Annotated in this window: 25 protein-coding genes; 12 read left to right on the top strand and 13 right to left on the bottom strand. The window is 69.2% G+C overall.

Annotated elements, in window-relative coordinates; translation table 11 throughout:
- Window positions 1-121: 121 nt before the first annotated feature.
- Genes BWR60_RS03765 through BWR60_RS03740 form a run of 6 tightly spaced genes read left to right on the top strand, consistent with a single transcriptional unit; the run spans window position 122 to window position 5,617 of the window.
- Complete coding sequence (locus BWR60_RS03765) at window positions 122-1,426, top strand: M24 family metallopeptidase (RefSeq protein WP_088149672.1); 1,305 nt, start codon at window positions 122-124, stop codon at window positions 1,424-1,426.
- Complete coding sequence (locus BWR60_RS03760; RefSeq protein ID WP_088149671.1) at window positions 1,426-2,109, top strand: isochorismatase family protein; 684 nt, start codon at window positions 1,426-1,428, stop codon at window positions 2,107-2,109. The genes BWR60_RS03765 and BWR60_RS03760 overlap by 1 nt, the downstream gene beginning before the upstream one ends.
- 29 nt (window positions 2,110-2,138) lie before the next feature.
- Window positions 2,139-2,801 (top strand): ABC transporter permease, encoded by a 663-nt coding sequence (locus BWR60_RS03755; protein WP_088149670.1) that lies wholly within the window; start codon window positions 2,139-2,141, stop codon window positions 2,799-2,801.
- On the top strand, window positions 2,798-3,919 hold the full coding sequence (locus BWR60_RS03750) for an ABC transporter ATP-binding protein (RefSeq protein ID WP_088149669.1): 1,122 nt from the start codon (window positions 2,798-2,800) through the stop codon (window positions 3,917-3,919). The genes BWR60_RS03755 and BWR60_RS03750 overlap by 4 nt, the downstream gene beginning before the upstream one ends.
- Entirely contained in the window at window positions 3,916-4,695 is a 780-nt protein-coding gene (locus BWR60_RS03745) for an ABC transporter permease (RefSeq protein ID WP_088149668.1), read from the top strand. The genes BWR60_RS03750 and BWR60_RS03745 overlap by 4 nt, the downstream gene beginning before the upstream one ends.
- Before the next feature lie 31 nt (window positions 4,696-4,726).
- Entirely contained in the window at window positions 4,727-5,617 is an 891-nt protein-coding gene (locus BWR60_RS03740) for a glycine betaine ABC transporter substrate-binding protein (protein WP_088149667.1), read from the top strand.
- A 64-nt stretch (window positions 5,618-5,681) separates the two neighbouring features.
- On the opposite strand, the gene BWR60_RS03735 is transcribed toward BWR60_RS03740, so the two are convergent.
- From BWR60_RS03735 to BWR60_RS03695, 9 genes are all read right to left on the bottom strand, one after another.
- The gene (locus tag BWR60_RS03735; protein WP_088149666.1) at window positions 5,682-6,074 is read right to left on the bottom strand and encodes a hypothetical protein; all 393 of its coding nucleotides are present in this window, start codon (window positions 6,072-6,074) and stop codon (window positions 5,682-5,684) included.
- A 78-nt stretch (window positions 6,075-6,152) separates the two neighbouring features.
- On the bottom strand, window positions 6,153-6,896 hold the full coding sequence (locus BWR60_RS03730; protein WP_088149665.1) for a ribonuclease activity regulator RraA: 744 nt from the start codon (window positions 6,894-6,896) through the stop codon (window positions 6,153-6,155).
- Between the two features lie 155 nt (window positions 6,897-7,051).
- Window positions 7,052-8,224, bottom strand: a complete 1,173-nt coding sequence (locus tag BWR60_RS03725) for a mandelate racemase/muconate lactonizing enzyme family protein (protein WP_088149664.1) — start codon at window positions 8,222-8,224, stop codon at window positions 7,052-7,054.
- A 45-nt stretch (window positions 8,225-8,269) separates the two neighbouring features.
- The gene (locus BWR60_RS03720) at window positions 8,270-9,361 is read right to left on the bottom strand and encodes an ABC transporter ATP-binding protein (protein ID WP_088149663.1); all 1,092 of its coding nucleotides are present in this window, start codon (window positions 9,359-9,361) and stop codon (window positions 8,270-8,272) included.
- Window positions 9,362-9,377: 16 nt separating this feature from the next.
- Entirely contained in the window at window positions 9,378-10,268 is an 891-nt protein-coding gene (locus BWR60_RS03715) for a carbohydrate ABC transporter permease (RefSeq protein ID WP_088149662.1), read from the bottom strand.
- Entirely contained in the window at window positions 10,265-11,218 is a 954-nt protein-coding gene (locus BWR60_RS03710) for a carbohydrate ABC transporter permease (protein WP_088149762.1), read from the bottom strand. The genes BWR60_RS03715 and BWR60_RS03710 overlap by 4 nt, the downstream gene beginning before the upstream one ends.
- An 81-nt stretch (window positions 11,219-11,299) precedes the next feature.
- Window positions 11,300-12,805, bottom strand: a complete 1,506-nt coding sequence (locus BWR60_RS03705) for an ABC transporter substrate-binding protein (protein WP_088149661.1) — start codon at window positions 12,803-12,805, stop codon at window positions 11,300-11,302.
- 141 nt (window positions 12,806-12,946) lie between these two features.
- The gene (locus BWR60_RS03700) at window positions 12,947-14,143 is read right to left on the bottom strand and encodes a mandelate racemase/muconate lactonizing enzyme family protein (protein WP_088149660.1); all 1,197 of its coding nucleotides are present in this window, start codon (window positions 14,141-14,143) and stop codon (window positions 12,947-12,949) included.
- A gap of 266 nt (window positions 14,144-14,409) precedes the next feature.
- Complete coding sequence (locus tag BWR60_RS03695; RefSeq protein WP_088149659.1) at window positions 14,410-15,438, bottom strand: LacI family DNA-binding transcriptional regulator; 1,029 nt, start codon at window positions 15,436-15,438, stop codon at window positions 14,410-14,412.
- Between the two features lie 151 nt (window positions 15,439-15,589).
- Between BWR60_RS03695 and BWR60_RS03690 the strand changes: the two genes are divergently transcribed.
- Complete coding sequence (locus BWR60_RS03690) at window positions 15,590-16,909, top strand: mandelate racemase/muconate lactonizing enzyme family protein (RefSeq protein ID WP_088149658.1); 1,320 nt, start codon at window positions 15,590-15,592, stop codon at window positions 16,907-16,909.
- A 186-nt stretch (window positions 16,910-17,095) separates the two neighbouring features.
- Here the strand turns inward: BWR60_RS03690 and BWR60_RS03685 are convergent, their stop codons facing one another.
- From BWR60_RS03685 to BWR60_RS03670, 4 genes are read right to left on the bottom strand one after another with little or no spacing between them, the layout of a single operon-like run.
- A complete protein-coding gene (locus tag BWR60_RS03685) occupies window positions 17,096-18,355 on the bottom strand; it encodes an ABC transporter substrate-binding protein (protein WP_088149657.1) in 1,260 nt (419 codons plus the stop codon).
- Window positions 18,356-18,411: 56 nt separating this feature from the next.
- A complete protein-coding gene (locus BWR60_RS03680) occupies window positions 18,412-19,461 on the bottom strand; it encodes an aldo/keto reductase (RefSeq protein WP_088149656.1) in 1,050 nt (349 codons plus the stop codon).
- 4 nt (window positions 19,462-19,465) lie between these two features.
- Window positions 19,466-19,822, bottom strand: a complete 357-nt coding sequence (locus tag BWR60_RS03675) for a TIGR04076 family protein (protein WP_088149655.1) — start codon at window positions 19,820-19,822, stop codon at window positions 19,466-19,468.
- A complete protein-coding gene (locus BWR60_RS03670; protein WP_088149654.1) occupies window positions 19,815-20,531 on the bottom strand; it encodes a GntR family transcriptional regulator in 717 nt (238 codons plus the stop codon). The genes BWR60_RS03675 and BWR60_RS03670 overlap by 8 nt, the downstream gene beginning before the upstream one ends.
- Window positions 20,532-20,689: 158 nt before the next feature.
- On the opposite strand from BWR60_RS03670, the gene BWR60_RS03665 reads away from it, so the two are divergent.
- The 5 genes from BWR60_RS03665 to BWR60_RS03645 are packed head-to-tail and all read left to right on the top strand — an operon-like array spanning window position 20,690 to window position 25,580.
- Window positions 20,690-21,499 carry an ABC transporter ATP-binding protein gene (locus BWR60_RS03665; protein WP_088149653.1) on the top strand — a complete coding sequence of 270 codons (810 nt, stop codon included), beginning with the start codon at window positions 20,690-20,692 and terminating at the stop codon, window positions 21,497-21,499.
- A complete protein-coding gene (locus BWR60_RS03660) occupies window positions 21,496-22,236 on the top strand; it encodes an ABC transporter ATP-binding protein (protein ID WP_088149652.1) in 741 nt (246 codons plus the stop codon). Before BWR60_RS03665 ends, BWR60_RS03660 begins: the two co-directional genes overlap by 4 nt.
- A complete protein-coding gene (locus BWR60_RS03655) occupies window positions 22,233-23,144 on the top strand; it encodes a branched-chain amino acid ABC transporter permease (protein ID WP_088149651.1) in 912 nt (303 codons plus the stop codon). Before BWR60_RS03660 ends, BWR60_RS03655 begins: the two co-directional genes overlap by 4 nt.
- Window positions 23,141-24,136 (top strand): branched-chain amino acid ABC transporter permease, encoded by a 996-nt coding sequence (locus BWR60_RS03650; protein ID WP_088149650.1) that lies wholly within the window; start codon window positions 23,141-23,143, stop codon window positions 24,134-24,136. The genes BWR60_RS03655 and BWR60_RS03650 overlap by 4 nt, the downstream gene beginning before the upstream one ends.
- Window positions 24,120-25,580, top strand: coding sequence for an aldo/keto reductase (locus BWR60_RS03645; protein WP_088149649.1), 1,461 nt, complete (start codon window positions 24,120-24,122; stop codon window positions 25,578-25,580). Before BWR60_RS03650 ends, BWR60_RS03645 begins: the two co-directional genes overlap by 17 nt.
- Window positions 25,581-25,594: the final 14 nt, after the last annotated feature.

The raw sequence follows: 25,594 nt of genomic DNA, 5'->3' as shown, positions 1-25,594 counted from the left end.
CCACGTCGCTTCGCTCCTCGCCATGACGATTCTTTGGGCGGAAATCCGCATGGTTTTCGCGGATTTCTGCACGAACCGCGCCTGCCGGGCGTCGCATCCTGGGCCGAACAGGGAGACGCGCATGAGCATCGTGGTGTTCAACCCCGACAGCGTCGAGGATGTCGATTTCGCCGAGCGGATGCGCCACCCGGCGACCGCGGACGCCGCCGTCGGCATGTGGCTGTCGGACACCGAGCCGTCCTATGTCGACGTCCACGCGCTGCGCCGGGGGCGCCTCGCCCGGCTGCGCCGCTGGATGGCCGATTCCGGCTATGGCGCGGTGGTGCTGTTCGACCCGTACAACCAGCGCTACGCCACCGGGTCGCGCAACATGTTCGGCTATTTCCTGCGCAACTCGACCCGCTACTTCTTCGTGCCCGCCGCAGGACCGGTCGTGCTGTTCGAATATCCGCAGAGCTACCACGTCTCGACCGTGCTCGACACGGTGGACGAGGCGCGGCCGTCCAAGCTGGTCTGGTCGTCGGTGTCGAACCGCGACGGCGAGAGCGCCGGCGCCTTCGCCGACGAGATCGCCGAGCTGCTGCGGGCCCATGGCGGCGGGTCGATGAAGATCGGGCTGGACCGCTGCAACCACCTGCATGCCCTGGCGCTGGAGAAGCGCGGCTGCACCGTCACCGACTGCCAGGGCGAGATCCTGGCCGTGCGCGCGGTGAAGACGCCGGAGGAGATCAAGTGCCTGCAGGCGTCGATGGCCGGGGCCGAGGCCGCGGTGGCGGCGGTGCGCGAGGCGATCCGGCCCGGCATCTCGGAGAACGAGCTGTTCGCCATCATGTATCACGAGGTGATCCGCCAGGGCGGCGAGTTCATCGAGACCCGGCTCCTGACCTCCGGCCAGCGCACCAACCCGTGGTTCAGCGAGGCCGGCGGCCGCAAGGTCCGGCCGGGCGAGCTGGTGGCGCTCGATACCGACACGATCGGCTGCTACGGCTACTATTCCGACTTCTCGCGCACCTTCCGCTGCGGGCCGGGCAAGCCCAGCGACTACCAGAAGATGCTGTACCGGATGGCGCACGACCAGATCCGGCACAACATCGGCATCGTCAAGCCGGGCATGGCCTTCCGCGAGGTGGCGGAGAAGGCCTGGAAGATTCCCGACCGCTTCGTCGAGCAACGCTACACCTCGGTCATGCACGGCGTCGGCATGCATGGCGAGACGCCGTTCATCGCCCATGCCATGGACTATGCGACCTATGGCCGGGAGGGCCATCTGCTGCCCGGCATGGTGGTCAGCGTCGAGAGCTATATCGGCGAGAAGGGCGGGCGCGAGGGCGTCAAGCTGGAGGACGAGATCCTGATCACCGAGACCGGCACCGAGGTGCTGTCGCGCTTCCCCTATGAGGACGAGCTGCTGGGCGGAGAGGTGTGATGAGGACGCATCTTGCCATCGATCCGCACCGGGCGGCGGCGCTGTTCGTCGACCTGCAGGAGGAGCATCGCCGCGACCGCCGCTACCTGGTCGAAGGCTTCGACGCGGTGATCGGCAATGTCCAGCGGCTGCAGCGGGCGGCGCGGGCGGCCCGCATCCCGGTGCTGCACTCCGCCTATGTCGTCGACCTGGCGGCGCAGCGGGCGAGACCGTTCCACCCGGTGATGGCGGACGGCACCTCGGCCTTCAGCGATGCCAACGACCCGATGTCGGAGATCTGCGCCGAGGTCGGCCCGGCCGCCGGCGAGCCCGTGCTGGTGAAGTCGGACGCCAGCGCCTTCGCCGGAGGCAGCCTGGCCGGCCGGCTGGCGGCGCTGGGGGCCGAATGGCTGTTCGTCGCCGGGGTGTGGACCGAGGCCTGCATCGCCCAGACGGTGAAGGACGCGGTCGACCTCGGCATCCGCGTCGCGCTGGTGAAGGATGCCTGCGGCAGCGGCAGCGCGGCAATGCACCAGACCGCCATCCTCAACCTCGCCAACCGCCTCTATGGCGGCGCCGTGATCGACACCGAGGGCGCCTGCCGGCTGATGGAGGGCGAGGCGGTCGAGGCCTGGCGGGTGCAGGGATCGGTGCCGCTGCGCTTCACCTACGACAACGCGGCGGGGTTCTATCTCGACCTCTGACGGCGGGGCAATCACGGGAACGCGGCCTGATGGAGACGCTCACCTTTGCCTACGACAACCTGGACGTGATCGCGGCGCGGACGCTGGAGCACCTGCTGATCGTCGCGGTCGCGGTCTCGATCGCGATCGTCACCGCGGTCCCGGTCGGCATCGCCATCACCCAGTCGAAGCGGGCCGCGGATGTGGTCCTCTACCTCGCCTCGATGATGATCACCGTGCCGTCGGTGGCGCTGTTCGGGCTGATGATCCCGCTGCTGTCGCCGCTGGGCCACGGCATCGGCACGGTCCCGGCGGTGATCGCGATCATCCTCTATTCGCAGCTGCCGATCATCCGCAACACCTACACCGCCATCGTCGATGTCGACCCGGCGCTGCGCGAGGCCGGCATCGGCATGGGCATGAGCGCGGCGCAGCGGCTGCGCCAGGTCGAGATCCCGCTGGCGATCCCGGTGATCATGGCCGGCATCCGCACCGCCGCGGTGATGAATATCGGGGTGACGGCGATCGCCGCCTACATCGGCGCCGGCGGCCTGGGCACCTTCATCGCCCGCGGCATCAGCCAGTCGGACCCGCGGCAGCTGATCACCGGCGCGGTCGCGGTGTCGCTGCTGGCGATCGCGGTCGACCTGCTGCTGGCGCTGGCGCAGCGGCGCCTGACCTCGAAGGGGCTGGCCCGGGGAGCCGTCGCATGATCCGGCTGGACCGCCTGACCAAGGTGTTCGACACCCCCGCCGGCCCGGTGGTCGCGGTCGACGAGGTCAGCTTCGACCTGCCGGCCGGCGAGATCTGCGTCCTGCTCGGCCCGTCGGGCTGCGGCAAGACCACGACCATGCGGATGATCAACCGCCTGATCGAGCCGACCGGCGGCACCGTGTTCGTCGACGGCCGCGACACAAGGGCGGTCGACCCGATCCAACTGCGCCGGTCGATCGGCTACGTCATCCAGCAGATCGGGCTGTTCCCGAACAAGACGGTGGCCGAGAACATCTGCGTCGTGCCCGACCTTCTGGGCTGGGACCGCAAGAAATCCCGCGCCCGCGCCGCCGAGCTCCTTGAGCTGGTGGCGATGGAGCCGGCAGTGTTCATGGACCGCTATCCGAAGGAGCTGTCGGGCGGGCAGCAGCAGCGCGTCGGCGTGATCCGCGCCTTGGCCGCGGACCCGCCGGTGCTGCTGATGGACGAGCCCTTCGGCGCCATCGACCCGATCAACCGCGAGGCGATCCAGGACGAGTTCCTGCGCATGCAGGCGACGCTGCGGAAGACGGTGATCTTCGTCTCGCACGACCTGGACGAGGCGGTGAAGATGGCCGACCGGGTCGCCATCTTCCGCGCCGGACGGCTGGAGCAGTTCGCAACGCCCGACCAGCTGCTGGCCAGCCCGGCCACCCCGTTCATCGAGGCCTTCCTGGGCACCGATCGCACCCTGAAGCGGCTGCGGCTGGTGCGCATCGCCGATGTGCCGCTGGGCCGGCCCGGCACGGTCCGGCCCGACGACCCGGTCGGCCGGGCGCGCGAGCTGATGCAGGCCAGCGGCTGCCCGGCCGTGCTGGTGCTGGACGCGGACGGCCGGCCCGGCGCCATGGTCTCGGGCAGCCGGGCCGGGGCGGTCCGCGGCGGCACCTGCGGCGACTGCGCCGAGCCGATCCGCGCCACGGTCCCCTTGACCGCCGACCTGCGCAGCGCCGTGGCGCTGATGTTCGCGCATGACATGCCGCTCTTGCCCTGCGTCGACGCCGAGGGCCGGATCCAGGGCGCGCTGACCTATGCCGCCATCATCCGCGGCCTGTCCTCGCGGGGAGCGGCAGCATGAGTGATGTCGGCAAGGCCTGGAGCGGGCGTGCGGCACCGCTGGCCGGGGGACGGCCGCTGCCGGTGCCCGGCATCGCGGCGCTGCTGTGGCTGCTGCTGGCCGCGGCGGCGGTGGCGTGGTGGCTGTCGAGCGATATGCCGGCGGACATCCTGTCCTATGAGGAGGACATCGTCTTCCTCGGTATCCAGCACATCGAGCTGGTGGCCTGGGCCGGCGGCCTCGCCATCCTGACCGGCGTGCCGGCCGGCGCCGTGCTGTCGCGGCCTACCTTCCGCCGGTCGGCCGAGCTGATCCTGCAGGCCTTCAACCTCGGCACCACGATCCCGACGCTGGCGGTGCTGGCGCTGTGCATGAAGGTGCTCGGCATCGGCACGGTGCCGTCGGTCTTCGGCCTGTGGGCGGCGACGCTGCTGCCGATCGTCCGCAACACCTATGCCGGGCTGCGCAACGTGCCGACGCCGCTGATCGAGGCGGCGCGGGGCATGGGCATGACCCCGGGCCAGGTGTTCTGGCGGGTGGAGCTGCCGAACGCCCTGTTCGTCATCTTCGGCGGCATCCGGACCGCCCTGTCGATCTGCGTCGGCACCGCGCCGCTGGCCTTCCTGATCGGCGCCGGGGGCCTGGGCGAGCTGATCTTCACGGGCATCGCGCTGAACGACCTGCCGATGATGCTGGCCGGCGCCATCCCGACGGCGCTGCTGGCCGTCCTGGTCGATTTCGGGATCGGCCGGCTGCAGATCCATCTCGTGTCGCGCGGGGTCAACCCGCTGCGGTGACGGAGACAACAACCAGACAGGGAGAAGGACGATGATCGGGACCAGACTGAAGCGGGCGATCCTGTCGGCGATCGCGCTCCTGGCCTCCGGCGGCACGGCCGCGGCGGCCGAGCTGACCGTCGGCGGCAAGGACTTCACCGAGCAGTTCCTGCTGGCCGAGATGACGAAGCAGCTGCTGGAGCACAAGGGCTACACGGTCGAGAAGAAGGACGGGATGGGCACCAACATCGTCCGCGCCGCCCTGGAAAGCGGCGAGGTCGACCTGTACTGGGAATACACCGGCACCTCGCTGGTCACCTTCAACAAGGTCACCGACAAGCTGACGCCGGACGAGACCTACGCCAAGGTGAAGGAGCTGGACGGCGCCAAGGGGCTGGTGTGGCTGGCGCCGTCCAAGGCGAATAACACCTATGCCCTGGCCATCCGCAAGGACAACCCGAAGACCGACGGCATGGCGACGCTGTCCGACCTGGCCGCCGCCTACAAGGACGGCAAGGACCCGGTGATGGCGACCACGGCGGAGTTCCCGAAGCGCGAGGACGGGCTCCTGGGCCTGCAGAAGGCCTATGACTTCAAGGCCGGCAGGGCCAATGTCCGGCCGATGGAGATCGGCCTGGTGTTCCCGGCCCTCGCCAACGGGGATGTCGACGTCTCGGTGGTGGCGGCGACCGACGGGCGGATCGCCGCGATGGGCCTGACCCTGCTGAAGGACGACAAGGGCTTCTTCCCCAACTATGCGCTGGTGCCGGTGGTGCGGAAGGAGGTGCTGGACGCCCATCCCGACCTCAAGCCGCTGCTCGAGAGCCTGGCCACCCGCCTGGACGACGCGACGATGCAGCGCCTCAACGGCGAGGTCGACGTGCAGAAGAAGTCGATCGAGGCGGTCGCCACGGCCTATCTGAAGGAGGGCGGCTTCCTCTGACACTGCGGCACCGTGCGGCCGGAGGGCGCCGCACGATGCTTTCGCCGCTCATGGAGTTCGTCGGCTATCTCGCCCCGATGCCGGGATCGTCCCGTCTCCCCGTCACCTGTTCGACGCAGGCGCTGGCCTTGGGTACATTCTGGCCGCTGCCATCGCTCTTCGACTGGAAGCAGGCGATGAGCTGCTCGAACGGATCGGACGGGCACCCGGCATCGAGGGCGGCGCCCATCTGCTGCGTCAGCTCGTCCTGGATCGCCTTGAGGCGACGGGCGATGCCGGAATGCCCCGTCCTCTCATCCTCGGCCTGGCGCAGGACGCCGCCGAGCGCGTACGCCGTCGCGGCGTCGAGGACCGCCCCGTAGCAGACATCCGCCAATCGGGCCTGGTTCGCCTGGGCGCTCCCTGCCGACAGGGCGATCGCCCCGATGAACGCCAGCGCGGCTCCTGCTCTTCGCATGCGTCGCTCCCATCCTCGGTGTCCGGGGGCCGGATCACCGTCTCAGGCCGTGGCCGCGCGATCATACCGCGGCGGGCGTTACGGCGCCCGGCCCTTGCTGCGCAGCCACTCCTCATATTCCGGCCGCGCCGCGTCGCTCAGCGGGTAGTAGCGGCGCAGGTCGCCGCCCTGGGACAGGCGCTCGCGCGAGAACTCCTCCCACTCATGGTGGTGCGTCGCCTTCTCGATCACCTCCGGCGCCAGCGCCACCGGCACCACCACGGCGCCGTCATCATCGGCGACGATGATGTCGCCCGGCATCACCAGCACGCCGCCGCAGGCGATCGGGATGTTGACGCCGAAGGGCATCAGGTCGGTCTGGGTGTGGAAGTTCGGGGTCACGCCGCGCAGCCAGAAGCCGAGGTCCAACCGCCCGGTGTTGGGATAGTCGCGGATGCAGCCGTCGATCACCACGCCCAGCCCGCCGCGGCCCTTGAAATAGGTCAGCATCATGTCGCCGAAGACGCCGCTCTTCATGTCGCCGCGGGCGTCAACGACGACGATGTCGCCCTTCTGGGCGTGATACAGCACGTGCCGGTGCAACTGCTTCTCCGGCTCGGCGTACTCATCCTCGCCGTACAGGTCCTCGCGCTTCGGCATGAATTGCAGGGTCAGCGCCGGGCCGCAGATCGCCTTGCCCTTGGTCCAGGCCACAGGGCCGCAGATATGGGTGTTGCGGATGCCCATATGGGCCAGGGTGCTGCTGGCCGTGGCGGCGCCGATCGCCTGCAGCGCCGCGCACCATTCCGCCGGCGGCCGCTTGATGTCGCTTGTCTCGATCATTTGGGGTTCGCTTTCTCTTCGAAGATCGACGTTTTGCGTCCCGTCCCCTCCGGTGTCATTGCCGGGCTTGACCGGCAATCCAGAAGGTCTCGACAGTCTCTGGATGCCCGGGTCAAGCCCGGGCATGACAGGGAAGGGGATGGTGAGGGCGACGGCTAAGGCTCGTCGCCGAAATAGCTGGATCCCTTCTGCAGATGCGCCCGCGCCACGTCCTCGTTCAGGGTCAGCCCGTGGCCCGGGCGATCGTCCAGGTGGATGAAGCCGTCGACGATCGGCGGGCCGCCATCGACCATGGCGCTCCACCACTCCACGTCATGGGCGTGGAATTCCATCACCAGGAAGTTGTTCATGGCGGCGCAGACATGGGCGCCGGCCACCGTGCCGATCGGGCTGGCCACGTTGTGCGGCGCGATCGGGATGTAATAGAGGTCGGCATGGTCGGCGACCTTCTTGGCCTCGGCCAGGCCGCCCATCTTCGGGATGTCCGGGGCGATGATCCGCGCCGCCTGCTTCTCGATCAGCTCGCGGTAGCCGTGCTTGCGGTACAGGTTCTCGCCGGTGCAGATCGGCGTCCGGGTCGAATGGGTGACGTGGCGCTGCGCCTCGATGTTCTCCGGCGGCACCGGGTCCTCCAGCCACAGCAGATCGAAGGGCTCCAGCGCCTGGGCCAGCTTGATCGCGTCGTTCACCCCGAACTTCCAATGCGCGTCCATCGCCACCATGATCTCGGGGCCGACCGCCTCGCGCACGGCGCGGACGACATCGACCATCCAGGCCATCTCGCGCGATCCGATGGTGCGGTTGAACGGCTCGAACCACTGCCGCCGCGGGTTCGGGTCGTCGGAGATGTCGATGGTGAAGGGGTTGCGGGTGTCGAGGTCGAACTTGATGGCGCTGAACCCGTCCGCCACCACCTCGCGCGCCTTGGCGGCGTAGGAGGCGGGCTCCGGCGTGTCGCCGGCATGGCAGTCGGCATAGATCCGGATCTTGTCGCGGAAGCGGCCGCCGAAGAAGGTCGAGATCGGGGTCTGCAGCGCCCGGCCCAGCAGGTCCCACAGCGCGATCTCGATGCCGCTGATCGCGGTGACGGTGGCGCCGGCCTGCGACCCCTCGCCGGACAGGCAGCGGATCAGGATCTCGACGATCTTGCCGATATTGACCGGGTCCTCGCCGATGATGACCGGCTTGGCCTTGTGCACCAGCTCGGCGACGCCGGCGCCCCAATAGGCCTCGCCCAGGCCGGTGATGCCGGCATCGGTCTCCACCTTCACCAGCACCCAGGGGAAATTCCCCGCGATGACGGCGGTGCGCAGATTGGTGATCTTCACGTCTTCCCTCCGAGAGCCGGCCCGCTGGACGTGGCCGGTGATGGGTCAGGCAGCCGGCAGCGCGTGCCCGGTCTTGCCGTCGAACAGGTGCAGCTTCTGCTGGTCGAATTCGAGCCAGACCGGCTGGTCGATCCCCAGCTTCACATCCGGCGTGACGCTGACCACCAGCGTCGCGGAGCCGAGATGGACATGGGCGTAGGTGATGTCGCCGGTCGGCTCGACCGTGTAGACGCGGCCCGCGACCGCGCCCGGCGCTTCCTCGCGGTGCAGCCGGATGGTGCTGTGGCGGGCGCCCAGCACGATCTCGCCGTCGGTCGCGGCCCGGGCCTTGCGGGCATTGGCGTCGGACAGGGCGCAGCGCCAGCCATCCGGGCTCTCGATCGCGGCGCCGTCGCCGGCCACGCGGGCGCGGACCAGGTTCATCGCCGGGCTGCCGACGAAGCCGGCGACGAAGGTGTTGACCGGGTTCTCGAACACCCGCTCCGGCGTGTCGTATTGCTGCAGCACGCCGCCGCTCATCACCGCCATCTTGTCGGCCATGGTGACGGCTTCCATCTGGTCGTGGGTGACGTAGATCACGGTCGCCTTCAAATCCTGGTGGAAGCGCTTCAGCTCCGACCGCATCTGGGTGCGCAGCTTGGCGTCCAGGTTCGACAGCGGCTCGTCCATCAGGAACACGCGCGGGTCGCGCACCAGGGCCCGGCCCAGCGCCACGCGCTGCTGCTGCCCGCCCGACAGCTCGCGCGGCCGCCGCTCCAGCAGGTGCTCGATGTCCAGCAGCTTGGCCGCGGCCCGGACCTTGGTCTCGATCTCCGCGGCCGGCAGCTTTCGCATCTTCAGCGGGAAGGCCAGGTTCTTGAAGATCGTCTTGTTCGGGTACAGCGCGTAGTTCTGGAACACCATGGCGATGTCCCGGTCCTTCGGGTCCAGCTCGTTGACCAGCCGGTCGCCGATCTGGATGTCGCCGTCGCTCAGCTCGATCAGCCCGGCCACCAGGTTCAACGTCGTCGTCTTGCCGCAACCGGACGGGCCGACCAGGGCCACGAACTCGCCGTCCTCGACCGTCAGCGAGACATGGTCGACGACGGTCAGGTCGCCATAGCGCTTGACCACGTCCCGCAGGACCACCTGGGCCATAAGCTCCCCTTCTCGTTCAGGACTTGACCGCGCCCTCGGTTAGCGCGCGGACGAAGTATTTCTGCAGGACCAGGAACAGCACGACGACCGGCACGCTCATGATGAACGACGCCGCCATCAGCCCCGGCCAGTTGGTCGCGTATTCGGTGAAGAAGCGCTCCAGCCCGACCGGCAGCGTCAGCTTGCTCTTGTCGTTGATGAAGGTCAGGGCATAGACGTATTCGTTCCACGCCAGGACGAAGGAATAGATCGCGGTGGCGATGATGCCGGGCGTGGACAGCGGCATCACCACGAACAGGAAGGCCTGGAACCGCGTGGCGCCGTCGATCCGCGCCGCCTGCTCCAGCTGCGGCGGGATGTTGTCGTAGAAGCCCTTCAGCAGCCAGATCGACAGCGGCAGGCCGAAGGTCAGGTAGGTCAGGATCAGCGACCCCGCCGTGTTCACCAGCCCCATCCACTTCATCATGATGAACAGCGGCATCAGGAAGACCACGGCCGGGAACATGTTCCGCACCAGCACGGCGTAGAACAAGAGCTTGCGGCCAGGGAAGCGGAAGCGGGAGAAGGCATAGGCCGCCGGCACCGCGATGGCGACGCCGAGGATCGTGGTCGCGGTCGACACCATGATGCTGTTCAGCAGGTAGTGCAGGAATTCCTGCCCGACCTCGTTGGCGGGGGACAGCAGCCGCGCATACTGCTCCAGCGTCGGATTCGACGGGATCCATTCCGGCGGGTATTGCAGCGCCGCGAACTGGGTCTTCACCGAGGTCAGCAGCATCCAGGCCATCGGCAGCACGGTGAAGATGCCGAGCAGGACCAGATAGACGATGCGGGCCGCGCCCCAGCCGCCGGCCTTGCCCCGGCGACGCTTCGGGGCTGCGGGCCGCTCCAGGGTCACGGCGCTCATTCCGGCCTCCTCTCGCCCTGGGTCAGCGCCCGGACGTAGAAGTAGCCGAGGCCCATCATCACCACGAACAGGATCACCGAATAGGCCGAGGCGAGGCCGAAGCGGATGCGGCCGAAGGCCAGCTGGTAGATCTGGGTGATCCAGATGTCGGATGATCCGGCCGGACCGCCGCCGGTCATGATCCAGGGGATGGTGAAGCCGTTCAGGTTGGTGACCAGCAGCAGCAGCACGGTCACCAGCGTCACCCCCTTCAGATGCGGCATGGTGATGTGCCAGAAGCGCTGCCAGGTGCCGGCGCCATCGACCCTGGCGGCGCGGTGCAGCTCGTCCGGCACGGTCTGAAGCCCGGCCAGCAGCATGATCATGGCGAAGGGAAACTCCTTCCAGACATTGACCACGATCAGCGACGGCAGCGAGGTGTGGACGTTGTCCAGGAAGTTGATCGGCGTGTCGGTGATGCCGAAGGCCACCGACAGCGCGCCGAACACGCCGAAATCGCTGTGATACAGCCAGCGCCAGACATAGGAGGCGGCGACCGCGCTGATCACGTAGGGGATCAGGAACAGCCCGCGCAGCAGGCCGCGGCCAGCGAAGTAGGTGTTCAGCGACAGCGCCGCGCCCAGCCCGAGCACGAAGGCAAAAAAGGTCGAGAACACCGTCCAGATCAGGGTGTTGACCGTGACCTCGCGGAAGCTGTCGCTGGTCAGGATGCGGCTGTAGTTATCGAGGCCGACATAGGTCTTGTCGGCCATCGCCAGGCTGGGCGGGGTGTTGAAGAAGGACAGGTAGACCGTGTCGTAGATCGGGTAGCCGATCACCAGCAGCATCACCGCGAAGGCCGGCAGGATGTAGAGGTAGTCGGCCCGGTGGCGGATGATGCGCCGCATCAGACCGGGACGGGGGCGAGGCGCCGCCCGCGTCCTGGGCGCATCCTCCTGCGCGGCAGCCATGGTCACGCCCGATTTCTCCTCGGTGGGGGAAAGGGGCCGGCCGGTGCCCGCGGGCTCCGGCCGGGTGCGGGACGCGGGGCGCTAGAGCCCCGACAGCAGCTCGTCGATCTTCTTGGCGGCGTCGTCGGCCGCGTCGGCCACGGTCATCTTCCCGGTCAGCGCGTTCTGCATCATGTCCGGGACGATAATGTTCATGATCTCCGCCGATTCCGGGATCACCGGGAACGGGATCCCGCTCGGCAGCATCGAGGTGGTGACGTTCAGAAACTTGATCTCGTCCAGCCGCTGCTTCATCCACTTGGTGCGGAAGCCGCGGGTGTTGCCGGGGTTCGACCCGACCCAGGACACCTTGGTCGACCATTCCGGCCCGGTGGCGAAGGCGATCAGGGCGCGGGCGGCGTCCATGTCCAGCCCGCCATCGACCACGTCGGGGTGGAAGATGTGGTCGTTGGAGCCGCCGAACACCACGGCGCGCCGCGCCGGCCCCTTCGGGATCAGCCCGTAGCGCATGTTGGCCACCACCGCGTCGGCGATCTGCTTGTCGGCGCCGGTCGCCTTCTTGGCGCGGTCCAGCATGGTGGCGTATTCGATCGGGTGGCTGATCATCATCGCCAGCTGGCCGGCGATGAACGGGTCCTGGTTCTCGGTCTGGGTGTTGGTCAGGGCCGAGGTCGGCACCGACTTGTCCCGGACATACATGTCGTAGGACGCCTGCAGCGCGGCCTTGGACCCGTCATTGTTGATATAGACGGTCTTGTAGGTCGGGCTGGCCTCGGCCTCGTCCAGCGCGCCGCCGCCATAGGCCCAGAGCTGCGGCATGAAGCGGAACGGCGTGTTGCCGGCATTGCTGCGGGCCACCAGGCCGTAGCCGTTCTTGCCGGTCTTGTCCTTGATCTGCTTGGAATAGGCGACCAGGTCGTCCCAGGTCGCCGGCGGGCTCTCGGGGTCGAGGCCGGCCTCCTTGAAGATCCCGGCGTTCCAGATCAGCGCCATGGTCTCGTTGTTGGTCGGCACCCCGTAGGTCTTGTCCTTCCAGGTCACCGACTTCATCGCCCCGGGCCAGAAATCGGCGGTGCGGTGGCCGACCAGCTCGGGCGACAGCTCGCTCAGCTGGCCCTTGGCCGCGAACTCCACGCCCCACAGGATCGGTAGTTTCGCCGCCATCGGCGCGGCATTGCCCAGCGCCGCGGCGCGCAGCTTGTTCAGCATCTGGTTGTAGTCGAGATTCTGCTTCTCGACCGTGATGTTGGGATAGGTCTTGGCGAAGGTGTCCCAGAACTGGGCGTCGATGTCGTGGTCGACCTGCGGCGACGCCTCGTTCGGCCCGACATACCAGTAGGTCAGCCGGCCCTTGTAGTCGAGCGGCACCACCTTGGCGCATTCGGCCGCGGTGTCGACCTCCATCGTGCCGGCGATGCTGCTGATGTAGTCCGGCGTCCAGTTGGCGGTGTCGATGCCCGTGTCCTGCGCCAGGGCGCGGAGCGGGCCCAGCCCCGCGGCCAGCGCGCCGGCCCCGGCGGCATAGCCGAGGAAGCGGCGTCGGTCGACGGCATGGGGAAAGAGGTCACCTGCATGAGGCTTGGTCATGAGCGGTCCTCCCAATGGCCTCGCCTGTCGTCTGCGAGTTCCGGTCAGCCTAGGCGGCGGGGACAAAACGCGTCAAGGATGATGCGCAACAAGTTGCGGCTTTTGTTATGTTGTTAGCCGAGAATATTCCTCGGCCGTCGCTCAGTCGAAGAATGCCCTGTCCTCGTCCGTCAGGTACTGCCGGGCCCGTTCGGGGTTGATGTCGACGCCCATGCCGGGCCGGTCCCAGACCTCGATCAGCCCGTTGCGCACGATCGGGTTGGGCAGGCCGTCGACGATGTCGTACCACCAGGCCGGGTTGCCGCTCGGATACTCGAAGGCGATGAAGTTGTTCGGCAGCGTGGCCGAGACCTGGACCAGCGCGGCCAGGCCCAAAAGGCCGTTGCCGGTGCCGTGCGGCGCCATCAGGATGCCGTGCAGATTGGCGTACTCGGCGATCCATTTCAGCTCGGCGATGCCGCCGACGTCGCAGGGGTCGGGGCCGACCACGTTGACCGCATGGCCCTCGATCAGCGCCTTGAAATTCTGGCGCAGATAGATCTGCTCGCCGGTGTGGATCGGGGTCGAGGTGGCGCGCGTCACCTCGCGATACACGTCGGCGTTGACATAGGGCACGTAGTCGCCGGTGATCAGGTCCTCGAGCCAGAGCAGGTTGTACTCCTCGACCGCGCGGGCGAAGCGGATCGCGTCCGGCACGGTCCAGCCCGGCCCGCAATCCAGCGCCAGCGCCACCTTGTCACCCAGCACCTCCTTCATCGCCGCGACGCAGGCGACGATGTGCTTCATCCCGCGCTCGGTCATCAGCCCGGAATCGAGCGAGCCGTGGAAGACGCTCTGCCCCGGCGTGCCGTAGAAGAAATCCGGCACCTCGCGCTTCATCGGGCTGTGGAAGCCGACCGCCTGCTTGATCATGGTGAAGCCCTCGGGCAGGGCCATCTGGCGCTGGGCGTCCGCGGCGTAGTGCTCGGGGTCGTAGCCGGCCATCGGCACCCGCAGCGAGCCGTTATAGACCCGCACATGGTCGCGCACCTTGCCCCCCAGCAGCTTGTGCACAGGCAGGCCGGCCGCCTTGCCGGCGACGTCCCACAGCGCCATCTCGATGGCGCTGACTGCCGCGCCCCAGGGCTTGAACGCGCCGCGCTGGCGGATCCGCATCATGGTCTGCTCGACCAGCGTCGGGTCGGCGCCGATCAAGGCGTCGCGGAAATGCAGGATGTGCGGCTTCAGATACGGCTTGTAGGATTCGACCTCGCCATAGCCGCTGAGGCCCTGGTCGGTGACGATGCGCACGATCGGGTTCTTGCCGATCACGGCGCATTTCAGATCGGTGATCTTCATGGTCTGGGCGCCCCGCTTGGTCGGGGACGGGCGTCGCCGCCCACCCGGTTGTTTCCTCCGCTGCCCTTTTTATGTCCGATCTAGGCAGTCGATGGGGGAGCCTAACACAGGCAAGAGTCATTGCAACTTGTTAGGTGCGGCTCTCCCGAGAATATTCAAAACCGTCATTGCGAGCGCAGCGAAGCAATCCAGGGGCCGGTGCGCACGGCCCCTGGATTGCTTCGTCGGCTTCGCCTCCTCGCAATGACGGTGAGGGGCGGGAAGGATTACTTCGCCCGCTTCAGCACCGGCGCCAGCCAGGCCGTCGGTGCGGCCGGGCCGGTCGAGGCGCGGGTGACGATCTCGGCCACCAGCGCCAGGCGCACCGGCGGCCGCGCGGCGGCCTCGGCGTCGCCCAGGCGGTCCGCGATGCAGCGCACCATGGCGGCGCCGATCTCGACCTGCGGCGTCCGCACCGTGGTCAGCCGCGGCGACACCTGCGAGGCGGCGGCGAAGTCGTTGAAGCCGACCACCGAGATATCCTCCGGCACCCGGATTCCGAGACGCAGCAGGTCCGAGATCACGTTCACGGCGATGCCGTCATGGGCGCAGAACAGCGCCGTCGGCGCGCCGCCGCGCCGGAGGTACGCCAGGAAGGCGTCGCGGAAGCCCTCAGCCTCGTCGAAGACGATGTCCTCGACCGTGGTGTCCGGCGCCTCCAACATGCCGTCGCGGAAGCCGCGGAAGCGCTCGGCCCGGCCGGCGGGCAGGGTGCTGCCATGGACGAAGGCGACGACCCTGTGGCCGAGGCCGAGCAGCAACCGGGCGACGCCGGCCCCGGCCTCCCAGTCGGCGCCGGTGACCTGGTCGATCCGCTCCATCGCGCCGACATAGGTGGCGCAGGCCACCGGCAGCCCGGTGCGGGCGGCGAGGGCCGAGATCTCCTGCGGCCGCGGCACCGCCAGGATCAGCCCGGCCACCGACTCGTCCAGCGGCCCGCCCTCGGCCAGATGCCGGGCCTGGCGCGGCACGATCGCGAAGCCCAGCCGCTCGCCCTCGCGCTCGGCGCCATGCAGCATGTTCAGCCACAGCTCGCTGGCGACCGGGTCGATCTCCTGCCGGATGAACAGGATCTGGCGGTGCGTGGCCGGCAACTCGTGGTTGCGGCGATATCCCAGCGCGTGGGCGGCGCGCAGCACCCGGCTGCGCGTGGCCTCGCCGACGCCGGATTTCCCGGACAGGGCGCGGGACACCGAGAACTTCGAGATGCCGAGCCGGTCGGCAATGTCCTGGATGGTGACGCGGCCTGAACTCATGCGGGGTTGCGCTCCTGTTTGGGCCGCATCTTCTGCCGCAGCGCTGGTTCCGCCGTCAACATCGTCCCATGCCACCGCATCGGCTTGCGCAACTTGTTTGGTGATGATAGCAAATTACCTAACGAACAGCAAACTGGAGCGGGAGGACGCCATGGCCTCAGGACAGTTGGACGGCGCGGCGCTCGGCCGGGTCGAAGATGCGGTCTCGACCCATTCGCGGCCGAGCGAGCTCAAGATCACCGATCTGCGGGTCGCCGTGGTGGTCGGCAGCGGCTATCACCCGATCATCCGCATCGACACCAACCAGGGCATCTCCGGCCTCGGCGAGGTGCGCGACGGCGGCCATGCCGAATACGCCCTGCAGTTCAAGTCCATGCTGCTGGGGCAGAATCCCTGCAATGTCGACATGATCTTCTCGGCCCTGCGCCGCTACGGCAATTGGGGGCGGGAAGGGGGCGGCGTCTCCGGCATCGAGATCGCGCTGTGGGACCTGGTCGGCAAGGCCTATGGCGTGCCCTGCCACCAGTTCTTCGGCGGCAAGCACCGCGACCGGGTGCGGATCTATGGCGACACGCCGGCCCCGGCCCAGCCGACGCCGGAGGGGTATGTCGAGGCGGTGCTGCGGCGCAAGGCGCTGGGCCTGACCTTCATCAAGTTCGACCTGCCGCCGCGCTTCTTCAACGCGGTCGACGGCGCCCTGGTCGGCCAGGCGACGAAGCATGAATACGACCTGGCCAAGGCCTGGCGCGCGCCGGGCGCCGGGCGGGGCATCAAGCTCAGCCAGAAGGGCATCGCCGCCGCGGTCGACGTGGTCCGCGCGGTGCGCGAGGCGGTGGGCCCCGAGATCTCGCTGTGCATCGACCATTTCGGCGAGGGCTTCGTCACCGCGGACGAGGCGATCCGTCTCGGCCATGCGCTGGAGCCGTTCGACCTAGCCTGGGTCGAGGACCCGCTGCCCTGGCATGATTTCGCCGGCCACAAGAAGGTGGCCGACGCGCTGCTGACCCCGGTCGCGGCGGGCGAGGAGCTGTATCTCTGGGACGGGTTCCGCGAGCCGATCGAGACCCGCGCCTTCGACATCCTGCACCCGGACCTGCTGACCTCGGGCGGCATGCTGGAGACCAAGCGCATCGCCGATTACGGCGAGCGCTTCGGCCTGGCGACGGCGCTGCACGCCTGCTGCACGCCCATAGGCCTGATGGCCAATGTGCATTGCGGCGCCGCGATCTCCGGCCTCGTCGCGGTCGAGCATCACGGGCTGGACAACCCGAACTGGGGCGAGCTGGTGACCGGCATCGACCCCGACTATCTCGAGGGCGGCTACGTCACCGTGCCGGATGCGCCGGGCCTGGGCGTCGAGCTGAACGAGGAGGCCGTCGAGGCGCAGCTGCGCCATCCCGGCACCCTGTTCCAGCCGACCGAGGAGTGGAACCGCATCCGCATCGGCTTTGAGCGCCGCTCGCGCGGGTGAGGGCAGGGCCAGGGCAATCAGGGCGGGCTTAGCTTAAGCCCTCGCTCTATTTCATTGTCATCCTCGGGCTTGACCCGAGGATCCAGGGGCTTTCAAGAACAGCTCTTGGTGGCCCCTGGATTGCCGGGTCAAGCCCGGCAATGACAGAAATGGGGACGAGGACTCTCTCGCGCCTGTCGGAAGTCCCTACTTCGCCAGCGCGGCCCGGGTCTGGTCGACCTCGGCGGCGCTCATCTCGCCGACCGTGGTGACCTTGCCGTCCTGGATCCGCCACAGCCGGAACGGTCCGGTGATGTCGCCATACTGGTCGAAGCTCACCGGGCCGATCACGCCTTCGTACTTGATCGGCTTGCCGTCCTTGATCAATTGCAGCGCCTTGGCGAACTCCGCCTTGCCGGCATGGATCGGCATGCCGCCCTCCGCCACCACCTGCGGGATGGCGGCCTTGATCGCGGCGGCATCGGCCTTGCCGGCCTTGGCGATCGCCAGGGCGACGATGGCGCCGGCGTCGTAGGAGCGGTCGGCCGCCGGCGCATCCGGCTTGATGCCGCCGGAGAACGCCTCGTAGGCGCTGTAGAAATAGTCGGTCGAGTCGGTCTTGGTGGTGCCGGAGGAGGTGCCGTAGGCATCGTTCAGATACTGCGCGCCGACGCTGTCGATGAAGTCGGCGGAGTTCATGCCGTCATTCAGCAGCAGCTTCTGCGCGCCGCCGCCGGAGATCCAGGCGCGGGCGATGGTGGCGCCGTCGACCGGGGTGCTGACGAGGTACAGCGCTTCCGGCTCGCCCGCCATCGCCGCGCTGGCCTCGGCCGAATAGCTCGACTGCTGCTCGTTATAGGGCGTGGTCGAGGTGATGGTGCCGCCCAGCTTGGCATAGGCGGCCGAGAATTCGCGGACGATGTTGACGCCGAAATCATTGTTCACATGGATGATGGCGATCTTCTTCAGCCCCTGGTCGATCGCGTATTTCGCCGCCGCCGTGCCCTGCAGCGCGTCGGAGGTGATGGTGCGGAAGAACACGCCGTTGGTCTTGCCCTGCTTGCCGAGCTGGGTCAGCGTCGGGGAGGAGGCGGCGGGCGACACCTGCACCACCCCGGCCGGCGCGGTCACCGAGGTCAGGATCGGGATGGTGACCGAGGAGATGATGCCGCCGATCACCACCGGCACCTTCTTGATGTTGACCAGCTGCGTCGCCTGGTCGACCGCGACGGTGCCCTGGCTCTGGCTGTCGCGGGTGTCGGTGACGAGGGTGCAGCCGGCGGCGCCGCCCGCCTCGTTGACGTCGCGGAACGCCATCTCGACCGCCTTGGCGCCGGCCTGGCCATAGGCGCCGGCCGGGCCGGTCAGCTCCATCACCAGGCCGACGGTGATGTCGCAGGCGGCGGCGGGCAGGGCCGGCGCGGCGACGGCCGCCACCAGGGCGGTGGTCAGAAGGATCCGTTTCATTGCTGTGCTCCCTGTTTGGTTGGGCCGGCGGTGTGCCGACCGTTGCTTGATGACGATCAGGCGGTGCCCTTGTTCAGGTTGTATTTCATGATCGTGCCATGGCGGCCGTGGCGGTCGCGCTCCAGCGTGTAGACATCGCCCTCGAGATCCCGCGCCCCGGCCAGCGCCCCGGCGATCTGGGCGTGGTCGGCCTTGGTCAGGGCGATGTCCGAGATGGCGAGGTTGGCGGCCAGGTGGTCGCGGTTGCGGGCGCCGACGATCACCGCCGCCACGCCCGGCCGGTCGAGCATCGCGGCGCTGGCCACGGTGGCGATGTCGCTGCCATGCCGGTCGGCGACCTGGCGCAGCGCCCGCAGCAGGGCCTGGAACAGGTCCCAGCCGCCGAGGTCGTCGATGATCAGCTTGTACTTGACCAGCGACCGGTTCTCCAACGGCTCTGCCGGCTCCGCCACGCCCAGCCAGCGGTCGCCCAGGAAGCCGCCGGCAACGGTGCCGTAGCACAGGAAGGCGACGCCACGCTCGGCCGCGGCCTTCGCCATCCGCCGTTCCGGCCGGCGGTCGAGCAGCGAGTACTGCACCTGCATCGTGGTCAAGGGCACGCCGGCCTGCACGATCTCCAGCATGTGGTCGGTGTCGAAATTGGTGCCGCTGACCTTGTGGATCTTGCCGGCGCGGCGCAGTTCCTCCAGCCACAGCGCGGCCTCGCGCCAGCGCGGAGCGGCATAGTCCCACCAGTGGAACTGCACCAGGTCCAGCCGCTCCAGCCCCAGCCGCCGCAGCGACTGGTCGATCACGCGCTCGACATCGGCCTTCTGGATCCGCGGCAGGATGTCGAGGTCGGGCACGTATTTGGTGTGCACCTTGATCCGGCCCAGCGCCTCCGACCCGCGCAGGTCGCGATAGTGCCGGCGGAAGCGGCCGATCATCTCCTCGACGCCGGTGTAGATGTCGGCGCAGTCGAAGGTGGTGATGCCGGCATCGGCGAAGGCGGTCATGTCGGCCACCGGGTCGCCGCTGCGCGCGTCGCTGTGGCCGCTCGACATCTGCCAGCCGCCGCGGATGACGCGGGAGATCTCGTAGTCCGGGGCCAGCCGTATCCTCTGCATGGTCTCAGCCTCGGTCGTGGGGAAGGGGCACGGCCGTGGTGGCCGCGTGGCTGAACCGGCGCTTGCCGGTCCGGGTGATGCGGAAGCGCGACGAGCAGTTCGGGTCTGGGCAGGCGACCTCGGCATCCGTCGTCATCCAGTCATGGGCATGGGTCGGGCGCTGCTTGGCCGGCAGCAGCGGCAGCAGCGCCGCCAGCGAGTAGATCGAGAAGCCCTGGCCCGGCGGCAGATGCAGCATCTCGCCGCGCAGCTCGAAATGGTCGCCGACCCTGGCGCCGCAATAGATCGGCCCGCCCTCGGGCGCCACCACCTCGACCCGGAGATCATAGAGCTCGAAGCTGTCGTCGTGCGTGTCAGCCATGGGCTTCGGTCCTCTGCTCGGCATCCTCGGCGTCGAGGCGCCCGCGGATCAGGCGGAAGGAGCGGGTGATGTCGCTGGTCAGGGCATTGGTCGCGCCGTCGGCGTCACCGCGCTCCAGCGCCTCGATCAGCTCCCAGTGATAGTGCGTGGCCGGGATGTCGCGCTGCTCGTCATGGATCTGCGCTGCCGCGCGGACATAGGGGCCGGATTGCAGCCACAGGCTCTCGACGATCGGGATCAGCACGGCCGATCCGGCGGCGCGGTATACGGCGAAGTGGAAGTCGTGGTTCAGCTCCGACGTCCGGTGCGCCTTGTCCGGCTCGTCGCTGCGGAACGCCTCCTCGCAGGCCACGGTCAGCGCGCGCAGGCGGACGAAATCCTCCGGCGAGAGGTTGGGCAGGGCCAGCGCCGTCACCTGGCCCTCGATCAGGCAGCGGGCGCGGGCCAGGTCGTCCAGCCTTTCGCGGGTGATCAGCGGCACCCGGACGGAGCGGCTGGGCAGCGCCTCCAGCGCCTGCTCGGACACCAGCCGGCCCAGCGCCTCGCGCACCGGCATGGTGCTGGTGCGCAGCGTCTCCGCCAGCTCGACGATGCGCAGCACCTCGCCGGCATCGAACATGCCGTGGATCAGCGACCGGCGCAGCTCGGCATAGACCCGGTCATGCAGGGTCTCGCGCCCGACCGGCGACAGGGCGCCGCGGCGGCTCATCCGGCCGAGTCCATGCTGGTCCCTGCGGATCGTTTCTCCCGTCCGGGCATGCGCCCCCCAGGCTGTTGGCCGTTGCTGGCTGCTCCAATTTTCTACTTGCCATCCTGCCGGCTGTAAACTTTGATCAAACATCACCGATCAAAATTGGTCCGAGGCGGATGCAGCCAGCCGCACATGCCCCGAAGGATCCCGCCGCCGCGGCCGCGCCGGTGATCGAGGGGCGCGACCTGGTCAAGCAATTCGGCGGGCTACGCGCGGTGGACGGCATGTCGATCGCGCTCCGTCCCGGCGAGATGCTGGGGCTGATCGGCCCCAACGGCGCCGGCAAGACCACCGTGTTCAACCTGCTGGCCGGCAGCCTGGCGCCTGGCGCCGGATCGATCCGCGTCGCCGGGCGCGAGCTGTCGCGAAGCGGGCCGGAGCGGCGCATCGCCCATGGCGTGGCCCGCACCTTCCAGATCCCGCGCCCCTTCGCCGAGATGACGGTGTTGGAGAATGTGCTGGCCGGCGGCCAGCGCCAGTCGGGCGAAAAGCTGTGGCCGAACTTCCTGCGCCCCGGCCGGGTGGCGGCGGAGGAGCGGGCGGCGACGACGAAGGCGCGGGCGCTGCTGGATTTCGTCACCCTGTCGCATCTGGAGCATGAGCCGGCGCGCGTGCTGTCCGGCGGCCAGCGCAAGCTCCTGGAGCTGGCGCGGGTGCTGATGGCCGACCCGCAGGCGATCCTGCTGGACGAGCCGGCGGCCGGCGTCAATCCGACGCTGCTGGAGCTGATCATCGACCGGATTCTCGAGCTGAACCGCCAGGGCCGCTCGATCCTGCTGATCGAGCACAATATGGAGATGGTGGCGCGGCTGTGCGGCCGGGTCGTGGTCATGGCCTCGGGCCGGTTCCTGACCGAAGGCGCGCCGGCCGAGGTGGCGCGCCACCCGGCGGTGGTCGACGCCTATCTCGGCGGGGCGGCGGCATGACCGGGCAGGCGGCCCTCTCGACCCGCGGCCTCGTCGCCGGCTACGAGCCCGACCTGCCGATCGTGCGCGGCGTCGACTTCCGGGCGGGGCAGGGGGAACTGGTGGTGCTGCTGGGGCCGAACGGCGCCGGCAAGTCGACCTTCGTCAAGGCCATCGCCGGTCTGGTGCCGGTCCATTCCGGCACCATGGCGCTGGGCGCCGCCGACATCACCGCCGTGCCGGCGCATGAGAAGATCCGCCACGGCCTGGCCTTCGTGCCGCAGACCGAGAACATCTTCGCCACGCTGTCGATCCACGACAACCTGCGCGCCGCGGCCGACATCCTGCCGAAGGACCGGCGGGCCGGGCGCATCGCCGCGCTCTACGACACCTTCCCCGACCTGGCGGCGCGGCCGTCGCTGCGGGCCGGGCAGCTGTCGGGCGGGCAGCGCCAGATGCTGGCGGTGGCCCGCGCCCTGATCGTCGAGCCGTCGGTGCTGATCCTGGACGAGCCCTCGGCCGGCCTGTCGCCGAAGATCGTGGCCGAGGTGTTCGCCCGGCTGAAGGCGATCAACCGGGCCGGCGTCACCATCGTGCTGGTGGAGCAGAATGTGAAGGCGGCCCTGGCCATCGCCGACCGCGCCGTGATCCTGGTCGAAGGGCAAGTGCGCCACGAGGGGCCGGCGGCGGGGTTGGCGGACGACCCGATCGTCGCCGAGCTCTATCTCGGCGCCCGCCGTGCCGAGGCCGCGCCATGACCCCGCAGGTGATCATGGACGGGCTGATCACCGGGGCGATGATCGGCCTCGGCGCCATCGGCGTGACCCTGACCTATTCGATCCTGCGCTTCGCCAATTTCGCCCATGGCGAATTCCTGTCCTGGGGCGCCTATGCCGCCCTGGCCGCGGCCGGGGCGCTGGGCAACGTCTCCGGCGGCCTGCTGACCCCGATCGGCCCGTTCTCCTTCGGCTGGGCGTTGCCGCTCGCGGTGCTGATCGCGGTGGCCTTTACCGGCGGGCTGGCTCTGCTGGTCGACGCGCTGCTGTTCGGCCGCCTGCGCGACAAGCGCAGCAGCATCATCATCCTGGTGATGGCCAGCTTCGGCGCGGCGCTGACGCTGCGCAGCCTGCTGGAGTTCATCTTCACCTCCAAGCCGGCCTACTACACCAAGGCGCTGCAGATCGCCGTGAAGCTGGGCGGCGGCCTGCGGGCCACGCCCGACCAGCTGCTGACCCTCGGCGTCGCCCTGGTCCTGGTCCTTGCGGTGCATCTGCTGCTGACCCGGACCGCGACCGGCCGGGCGATGCGCGCGGTCAGCGAGAACCCGCAGCTAGCCGGCGTCGTCGGCATCGATGTCCGCCGCGTCATCCGCATCGTCTGGCTGCTGGGGGCGGGGCTGGCCGCGGTGGCCGGGATCTTCGCCGGCCTGCTGGTGCAGATCCGGCCGCAGATGGGGCTGGACCTGCTGCTGCCGCTGTTCGCCGCCGCGATCCTCGGCGGCATCGGCAGCGTGCCGGGGGCGATGCTGGCCGGCCTCGTCGTCGGCCTGGCCGAGGCGGTGGCCGTGCCGCTGGTCGGCGGCGAATGGCGCGCCGCCGTGTCCTTCGTCGTGCTGGTGCTGGTGCTGCTGCTGCGCCCCCAGGGCCTGTTCGGGAGGGCGGGATGAGCGTCGAGCTGGTCGCCTATGGCTGCTTCTTCCTGACCATGGCGCTGACCTACGCGATCATGTGTCTCGGCCTGAACGTGCAATGGGGCCAGACCGGGCTGTTCAATGTCGGCGTCGCCGGCTTCGTCGCCATCGGCGCCTATGTCTCGGCGCTGCTGACCACGCCGGAGGCGGCGGACCGGTTCGGCGGCTTCGGCCTGCCGATCGTCGTCGGCTGGCTGGGCGGGGCGCTGGCCACGGCGCTGGTGTCGTTCCTGATCGGTGCGCTGACCATCCGGCTGCGGGCCGACTACCTGGCCATCGCCACCTTCGGCGTCGCCGTGGCCGTGCAGCTCTGCGCCCTCAACATGGTCAAGGTCACCGGCGGGCCCTTCGGCATCGGCTTCATCCCGCGGCCCTTCGCCGGCCTGGCCGACGACCCGCTGCTGTTCGGCCTGGCCAATTTCGCCGTGGTCGCGGCGGTCGTGCTGGTGCTGTACTGGGCGCTGCAGCGGCTGGTGCGCAGCCCCTGGGGCCGGGTGCTGCGGGCGATCCGCGAGGACGAGACGGCGGCGCGGGCGCTGGGCAAGAACGCGGTGTCGTTCCGGCTGCAGGCCTTCGCCATCGGCGGCGGCATCATGGGCTTGGCCGGCGCGGTGCAGGCGCATTTCATCGGCTTCATCGCGCCCGACAACTACCTGCCGCGGCTGACCTTCCAGGTCTGGGCGATGCTGATCGTCGGCGGCTCGGGCAGCAATCTCGGCGCCATCCTGGGCGCGGTCTTCGTCTGGGGCCTGTGGGCGGCGTCGGGCGGCGCCATCTCGGCCCTGTTCCCGCCCGACCAGCAGGCGCGCGCCGCCGCCCTGCAGATCGTCATGATCGGCGTCGCGCTCTGTGCCGTCCTGCTGCTGCGCCCGCGCGGCATCCTGGGCGAGGACCGCGGGATGTCGCGCCCTCTCGGCCGGTTCTCGCGCCGGACCAACAAGGAGAAATCCCGTGCCGGCAACCCCTGAGCGCGTCGATCTCGGCCCCGGCCTCTGGATCAGCCGGCTGGTCTGCGGGCTGTGGCAGGTGGCCGACCTGGAGAAGGGCGGCGTCACGCTCGACCCCGAGCGCGGCGCCGATGCCCTCGACGCCTATGCCCAGGCCGGCTTCGACACCTTCGACATGGCCGACCATTACGGCAGTGCCGAGCTGATCGCCGGCCGCCTGCTGGCCCGACACCGGGCGGCGCCGCGGCCACTGGCCTTCACCAAATGGTGCCCGGAGCCGGGGCCGATGACCGCCGACGTGGTCCGCCGCGGCGTGCAGGAGCGGCTGGGCCGGCTCGGCGTCGACCGGGTCGACCTGCTGCAGTTCCACTGGTGGAGCTTCGAGCATCCGGCCTGGCTCGACGCGCTGCACGAGATGGCGCGACTGCGGGACGAGGGGCTGATCGGGGCCATCGGCGTCACCAATTTCGACGCCGCGCATCTGGCGGTGGCCTTGGCCGACGGCGTGCCGGTGCTGACCAACCAGGTCTCCTTCTCCCTGGTCGACCGCCGCGCCGCCGGCGCGCTGTCCGATCTGTGCCGGGCCAAGGGCGTTAAGCTGCTGGCCTATGGCACGCTGTGCGGCGGCTTCCTTTCCGACAAGTGGCTCGGCAAGCCGGAGCCCGCTTCGATACCGGATTGGAGCCGGTCGAAGTACAAGCGCTTCATCGACGCGGCGGGCGGCTGGGCGGTGTTCCAGGGCATCCTGCGGGCGGCGGCTGATATCGCCCGCAAGCACCACGTCTCCCTCTCCAACGTCGCCACGCGCTGGGTGCTGGAGCATGAGGCGGTGGCGGCCGCGATCATCGGCGCCCGGCTGGGCGAGAGCGAGCATCGCGCCGACAACCTCGCCGCCTTCGTCTTCGCCCTCGATGCAGAGGACCGGGCGCATCTCGAGGACGCCTTCGCCGCGGCCACGCCGATCCCGGGCGATTGCGGCGACGAGTACCGGCGGCCGCCCTATCTCACCGCCTCGGGCGATCTCAGCCACCATCTCGACGCGCTGCCGTCGATCTTCGCGGCGGAGCCGGTGCCCGGCCGGCCGGACCGTCTGCGCGTCTCCTCCGGCAGCGTGTGGGAGCCGATCGCGGGATACAGCCGCGCCGTGCGGGTGAAGGACACGATCCGAATCTCCGGCACCACCGCCACCCATGGCGGCAGCCGCTGCGTCGCGCCGGGCGACCCAGGGGCCCAGGCCACCTACATCCTCGACAAGATCGCCGCCTCGATCTCCGCGCTCGGCGGGTCGATTGAGGATGTGGTGCGCACCCGCATCTATCTGCGCGACGCGGCGATGTGGGAGCCGGTGTCGCGCGCCCATGGCCGGGTGTTCGGCGCGGTCAAGCCGGCCAACACCCTGGTGCAGGCCGGCGCCCTGGTCGGCGATTACGAGGTCGAGATCGAGGCCGAGGCAGTCGTCGACTGACCGGATCGCTTCGC

Origin of the sequence: Inquilinus limosus (genome assembly GCF_002195995.1) — a bacterium.
Lineage (GTDB): Bacteria > Pseudomonadota > Alphaproteobacteria > DSM-16000 > Inquilinaceae > Inquilinus > Inquilinus limosus_C.
This window is presented reverse-complemented; position numbering and strand designations above follow the sequence as displayed.